Genomic DNA, 5,935 nt, shown 5'->3' on the forward strand with positions numbered 1-5,935 from the left:
CCTGCGGTGATGAACTGGTATTTGCCAACCGCGCAGCGGCGGCGATTACCGCCAGCCTTGACCTGACCACCACCCTGCGGGTGGTGCTGGAACAGGCCACCGTTCAGCTGGGCGCAGATGCGGCCAGTATTCTGCTTTTGGAAAGTGAGTCGCAGGAACTTACCTATGCTGCCGGGCAGGGCTTTCGCCGGGGATTGGATTATGGGCTGCGGATTCGGCTGGGGGAGGGGTTTGCCGGACAGGCAGCCCTCAAACGGAGAACGGTGCGCGTTGCAAACCTCAACGGCGGGGGAGATTATCTGTGGAATCCCGAACGCATCCGCGAAGAAGGTTTTGTTTCTTACCTTGCGCTGCCGCTGATTTCCAAAGATCAGGTCAAGGGTGTGCTGGAAATTTTCCACCGCATGACGTGGGACGTTGACCCGGCGTGGATGAACTTCGTTGAAGCTTTGGCCGATCAGGCTGCGATTGCCATTGACAACGCTCAATTGCTCAAAAATCTCAAGACTGCCAACCAGGATTTGATTCTGGCTTACGATGACACCATCACCGGCTGGGCGCGGGCTTTAGAAATGCGCGACGGCAATACCGAGGGGCATTCTCAACGCGTGGCGGAACTGGCGGTAGAACTGGCAGCTGCCATGGGACTGCGCGGCGAAACCCTGACTCACATCCGCCGCGGGGCAATTCTCCACGATATTGGCAAAATGGCTATTCCGGACAGCATCCTCAAGAAAAGTTCTGGATTGACGGATGAGGAATGGCAGGTGATGAAAATGCATCCGGTGTATTCCTACAATCTGCTTTCGCAAATTGAATTTTTGCGACCGGCGCTGGATATTCCTTATGCTCACCACGAACGCTGGGACGGGAGCGGCTATCCGCGCGGCTTGCGGGGTGAGGAAATTCCACTGGCTGCGCGCATCTTTGCGGTGGTGGATGTGTGGGATGCGCTGACAGATGACCGCATGTATCGCCCGGCATGGAAGGCGGAGGAAGCGCTTGACTACATCCGCTCGCTGAGCGGCAGTCAGTTCGATCCGCGTGTGGTGGAGGCGTTTTGCGCGTTGATGGAGGAGCGCCTGCGTTTGAGCGGCGATTGATTATTTCGGCTTCTGGGCCAATTGCTCCATATATTCTTTGATTTGCGGGACGCCGGTCAATTTTTCGTAGAAGAAGTTGTTGACCAGATTGATGACCTCGTCACGCGCCGCTTCCGCCTGCGGCGAAAGTTCCTGACCCGGCACTTCATTGCCCAGGATGCTGCGCAGCTTGAGCAGCATGCGCACGATTTCGGTTTCCTTCTCACCTTCTAGTACATCCACAACCGTAACGATCAGCCGGTCGGTTTCGTGCAGCAAGGTTTGCAACGGCAGGCTGGAACCGGCGCTGAAGGTATCGTCAATGGTGCGAATCAAAGACCAGATCTGATACAGAACCGTGGCGGGTTCGTCAAACAATTCGCGCAGGTAGGCGGCCTCTTCGTATTTGCCGGTCAGGCGGAAGATGTTGTACATGCGCTTGGCGGCTTTGCCGTAGTTGGGAGATGAGGTCACATATTTGCGAACCTCTTTTTCCAGTGCAGCCACATAATCATCCAGCGCGTTGCTGTCCACCTGTTTGGCCAGTTTGGTAAAAATGGGGATGGACTCGGCATCCAGATAGACTTCCTGAAAATACGGGTCAAGGTAGCCATCCAGTGGGGTGATCCTGCCGTCGGGCGCTTCCCAGGTCACATCCAGCATGTTGCTGGCATTGACGAGGGTCTGGTCAATCGGATCGGCAATCACCCAGTCCAGTTTGCACCAGCCGGGTTCAAGGGCTGCTTCATCCCAGGTGATGGCGACCGGCTCGCCCTGCAGGTAGGTTTCGGAAAGGCTGCCGGCTGCAATTTCTGCCGGGCTCCAGGCAATGGGCGCACCGGCTTTATGCAGGCGTCCCTTGTGTTCCACATCCTGTGGGTAAGAGCCAAACTTGACCTCAATCAACTGATAGGTATCCCCGCGCGCCGTAGCCAGCGCTTTTTCACGCATAATTTTCGCCAGCACTCGGCAGGCTTCTTCCCGCGTGGCGGCTTTGATGTTGACGCGCTCGAAGAAGTCGGCATCGCCGGGGTAGGATTGAATGCGGGACTGGGCGGCCGAACCGGAAAGCGCCAGTGCCGTTTCGACCAGACCGGGGACATCCGAAAACTCGACCAGCTTTCCCACCCGGCGGAAGTACTCCAACCGCTCCGGGCTGAAATCCAGCAGGGTGATGCGGTGGCCAAAAACACCCTGACGCACATCAATGGCAACGTCATCCTCTTTTCGCATGGAGCCCATTGCAGCCAGCCACTGCAAGGCCTCGTTTTCATCCAGTTCAACACCCATGCGCCGCGCCGATTCGATAATCTTTTTCAGGTTTTGGCTGGGGCTTTCCAGATTTTGGTTACTCATCGCTGACCTCCCTTACAGGAAAAGAATTGGGTTTATCTCGTTCAAGCATGGCCAGCATGTTCTCAAAAAGGATTGCCTGATCGAGCGCATCTTGCAGGGCATTGTGGGTCAAGCCGTCAGCCTGACGGAAGAGGCGGTGCAGGTGACTGCCGGTGGTTTTTTCCCATGGCTGACCGCTCAGTCCCATATAAAACGCCTTGATATCCAGCGCTTTGTGACCGAAGGGATTGCGTTTCAGGTAGCGCATGAAATAGGTGTGTACAAACATCCAGTCAAAGGGGGCATTGAAGGCGACAAAAATAGGCTTGTGCGGCGGCGGGACTACCTGCTGCACCCACTCCTCGAATTTCAACAGGGCGCGGTCGGGCGGCAGACCGTTGCGGCGCAGGGCATCCAGATCCAAACCGTGAATGGCCATGGCCTGAGGATCAAACGATTCGCGGTCTGGCTGCAATTCCACATAAAAAGTCTGACGCGGCTGGCAAATGGTACAGGCGCCGATCGAGAGCAGCGCAAATTGATCGGGCGTTGGGCCGGCGGTTTCCACATCAACGCTGAGATAATCGGGCATTTCGGCGCGAATGGTGGTGAGCGCATTCTCATTCATGTTTGTCAGTATAACCCCCTTGAGGTTGAAAATCAATCACTTGCCGGGCTGGGTTTATGCAAGGGTGCAGGGGTTTGCTTTTGACGGCTGATGTTGACCAGATAAATGCCGCTCAATACGATCAGCCCGCCAATCCACTGCGGCAGCAGCAGCGGTTCACCGGCCAGCGGAATGGCCATCAACGCAGTCAGCACCGGCTGGGCGATCATGGTCGGCGAAACCAGTGAAGCCGGCAGATGACCGAGCGCATACCCTACCGAAAAGTAACCGATGACCTGCGAAATCAGCCCTGCACCAAGGAAAGCCAGCAGAGTGGGCGTGGAGTAACCCCACAGCGGGTTGCCGAGCAGCAGGTTGACCGCCAGCAAGATGATGCTGGAAACCGCAGTGATGAGGAAAACATAGGTCAGGGTAGAGAAGTGGGTGCGTCCGCGCTGGGTGGTGAGGAAATAGGCGGCGTAAAACAGGCTGGAAAGCACAGCCAGCAGGTTGCCCTGATTCAACTGCGGGCGGGCAAGAAAATCGCTGCCCAGTACCAGCCCCGCCCCGCCAATGGCCATGACCAGCCCCAGCCAGAACTGTAAACCCAGACGCTCCCGCCAGAGCAGGAAAGCCACCAGTGCCACCCACAGCGGGGCAAGGTTGTTCATCAGGGTGGCGTTGGCGACCCGCGTAAAATTGATGGCGGTTGCCCAGGTGGCATGGTCTAAGGCGGTGAACAACCCGCCTAAAAGCGGCAGAAACAGCCAGCGCCGTTCGAACTGACGGGTGGCGGCCGGCTGACGCAGGAAGACCATCAGAAAAAACAGCGAGGCAACCGCCATGCGGTAAAACGAGGTCACAGCGCCGGGCGCATCTGCCCAGCGCACGAACAGGGAGGACAGGCTGAGCGCGAGAATACCGCTGACCAGCGCCAGATAGGGAAGGACTGCGGTCTTTTTCAAGCCGATGATTCCGGGGAAGGGGATGACCAGCGCTCCAGCAAGGGCGGAATTTCTGCCAGCGTGGCGACGGTTGCCGAAGGCTGGATGGTGTCGAGGTGATCGCGGTTATCGGGGGTATCGGCGCGGCGGGTGATCCAGATGCTGTGCATCCCCATTTGATTGGCTCCCAGTATGTCGGCGCCAAGCGTGTCGCCGACCATCACCGCTTCGTCGGGGCCGATGTGGAAGTAATCCAGCGCCAGTTGAAAGATGCGCGGGTGGGGTTTGCGGACGCCGACCTCCGCCGAAATGAGGATTTGCTCAAAATAACCCCGCAGCCCGGCTTTATCCACAAGGGTGTGCACATCCAGCGCATCGCTGGCGTTGGAAATCAGCCCCAGACGGCGGCCCTGCTGCAAAAGCAGGTTAAGGGTGGGGTGGGCATCCTCCTCGGCGCGCCAGTGAGACTGGGTGACGCCATAGAACCGGTCCAGCGCGCGGCGCAGCAGCGGAGCGGGAGCAGAAAAGCCCAGCTCTGCCAGCAGGTCCTGCAGGATGCGCTGTGTGGTGTACTCGATGAATTCGCTTTCGCGCTGCTGGTAATATTCCTGAATTCGATGGAGAAAACGCAGGGTAAAATCCTCGCGCGGCAGGTTTAATCCGCTGCGAAGCAGGGCATCGGTCAATTCCGCGGCGGCGCGCGGCATGACCTCCAGCCATGAGGCATCAAAATAAATCAGGGTGCTGCCAAGATCGAAGAAAACAACACGAATCATGAGCGGGTGCGGGTCAGTTTTCAGTACCCCAGTTCGGGATCGTACAGATTATACAGCAAATTCCCGCTCAAATACCGTTTCAGGTTTTCCAGAAAGAGATCCATAGCGCGCTGGCTGTAATGGGCGCTGATGCCGGAAATGTGGGGAGTGATGATCACATTCGGCATTTTCCACAAAGGACTGGAAGGGGGCAGCGGTTCTTCGGGAAATACATCCAGCGCGGCGCCGGCGATGCGCTTTTCCTGCAGGGCGGCAATCAGCGCGGCATGATTGACAATTCCGCCACGGCTGACATCCACCAGAAAAGCAGACGGTTTCATGGCAGCCAGCTCGGCTTCGCCGATCAGACCGCGGGTTGCCGGGCTGAGCGGCAGGCAGACCACCACAAAATCACATTCTTTCAACATCGAACGCAGAGCCTGAATGGGATACAGGCGGGTGAACAGGTCGCCGTTGGGATCCCCCAGCCCGGGCGGGGTGTAGCCATGATCCTCCGGGTGGCGCACATCGCGTTTGGCGGCCAGAATGCGGGTACCCAGCGGGTGCAGCAGGCGGGCAACCTCGCGCCCGATACTGCCGTAGCCAACGATGCCGACCGTGCTTTCGCGCAGTTCAAGGGCGCGGAAGCGTTCCCAGCGGTCTTTGGGCCACTCGGCGCGCGCCTGAAATGCGGCCAGTTCGGGGATTTTGTGGCCGAGGGCCAACAGCATGAGCAGAACATGCTCTGCCACCTGCGGGGCGGCTGCTCCGCTCAGGGTGGTAATTTGAATGTCCTTTTTGCCCATCAACGGGTGGCTGGCAACGTGATCCACCCCCGCAAAGTGAAATTGCACCCAGCGCAGGTTGGGTACCAGCGCCGGATCGGGCAGGATGCGGTCGGTGTACAGGATTTCGACCTGTTTCCACAGCTCGGCGGGGATTTCTTCTGCGCTGCGCACAGTGTGGGTCATCAGGCGGATGCGCGGAGAAACCTGAATCACCTTTTCCAGCAGCTCGGGCGGAAAAGAAACGGTAAACAGGGTGGGAATGGGGGTTGTGCTCATGATCCTTTCAGGTAAATTCCTTGCGGGTCGAGTTCTTCGCGCAAAATACGCAATTCTTCAGCAGTGGGCGGCTCTGTGATCTGCACCTGCCGTACAGCCCGCAACGGCCAGCCGGTATTTGCCTGAGCCTGTTCCAGCGTGGCGCCGG

The 5,935-nt window shown here is 58.0% G+C and carries 6 protein-coding genes; 1 reads left to right on the forward strand and 5 read right to left on the reverse strand.

Annotated features, from left to right (window positions below; all coding sequences use genetic code 11):
• Nucleotides 1–1,103 (forward strand): HD domain-containing phosphohydrolase (locus VAE48_RS14615; RefSeq protein WP_322794066.1); only part of this gene is annotated, 1,103 nt, incomplete at its 5' end.
• On the opposite strand, the gene VAE48_RS14620 is transcribed toward VAE48_RS14615, so the two are convergent.
• From VAE48_RS14620 to VAE48_RS14640, 5 genes are read right to left on the reverse strand one after another with little or no spacing between them, the layout of a single operon-like run.
• Nucleotides 1,104–2,438, reverse strand: coding sequence for a hypothetical protein (locus VAE48_RS14620; RefSeq protein ID WP_322794067.1), 1,335 nt, complete (start codon nucleotides 2,436–2,438; stop codon nucleotides 1,104–1,106).
• A complete protein-coding gene (locus tag VAE48_RS14625; RefSeq protein ID WP_322794068.1) occupies nucleotides 2,431–3,045 on the reverse strand; it encodes a 3'-5' exonuclease in 615 nt (204 codons plus the stop codon). Before VAE48_RS14625 ends, VAE48_RS14620 begins: the two co-directional genes overlap by 8 nt.
• 32 nt (nucleotides 3,046–3,077) lie before the next feature.
• Nucleotides 3,078–3,989 (reverse strand): DMT family transporter, encoded by a 912-nt coding sequence (locus tag VAE48_RS14630; RefSeq protein ID WP_322794069.1) that lies wholly within the window; start codon nucleotides 3,987–3,989, stop codon nucleotides 3,078–3,080.
• The gene (locus VAE48_RS14635) at nucleotides 3,986–4,744 is read right to left on the reverse strand and encodes an HAD family hydrolase (protein ID WP_322794070.1); all 759 of its coding nucleotides are present in this window, start codon (nucleotides 4,742–4,744) and stop codon (nucleotides 3,986–3,988) included. The genes VAE48_RS14630 and VAE48_RS14635 overlap by 4 nt, the downstream gene beginning before the upstream one ends.
• Nucleotides 4,745–4,764: 20 nt before the next feature.
• Nucleotides 4,765–5,787: a D-2-hydroxyacid dehydrogenase gene (locus VAE48_RS14640; RefSeq protein ID WP_322794071.1), complete on the reverse strand. Its 1,023-nt coding sequence runs from the start codon at nucleotides 5,785–5,787 to the stop codon at nucleotides 4,765–4,767.
• Nucleotides 5,788–5,935 lie beyond the last annotated feature (148 nt).

The sequence above is a fragment of the Bellilinea sp. genome (assembly GCF_034432615.1).
GTDB lineage: Bacteria > Chloroflexota > Anaerolineae > Anaerolineales > Anaerolineaceae > Bellilinea.

Bases quoted from the DNA above. Each gene is read 5' to 3' on its own strand.
- VAE48_RS14620 (WP_322794067.1), bottom strand. From the start codon at position 2,438: ATGAGTAACCAAAATCTGGAAAGCCCCAGCCAAAACCTGAAAAAGATT.
- VAE48_RS14625 (WP_322794068.1), bottom strand. From the start codon at position 3,045: ATGAATGAGAATGCGCTCACCACCATTCGCGCCGAAATGCCCGATTAT.
- VAE48_RS14635 (WP_322794070.1), bottom strand. From the start codon at position 4,744: ATGATTCGTGTTGTTTTCTTCGATCTTGGCAGCACCCTGATTTATTTT.
- VAE48_RS14640 (WP_322794071.1), bottom strand. From the start codon at position 5,787: ATGAGCACAACCCCCATTCCCACCCTGTTTACCGTTTCTTTTCCGCCC.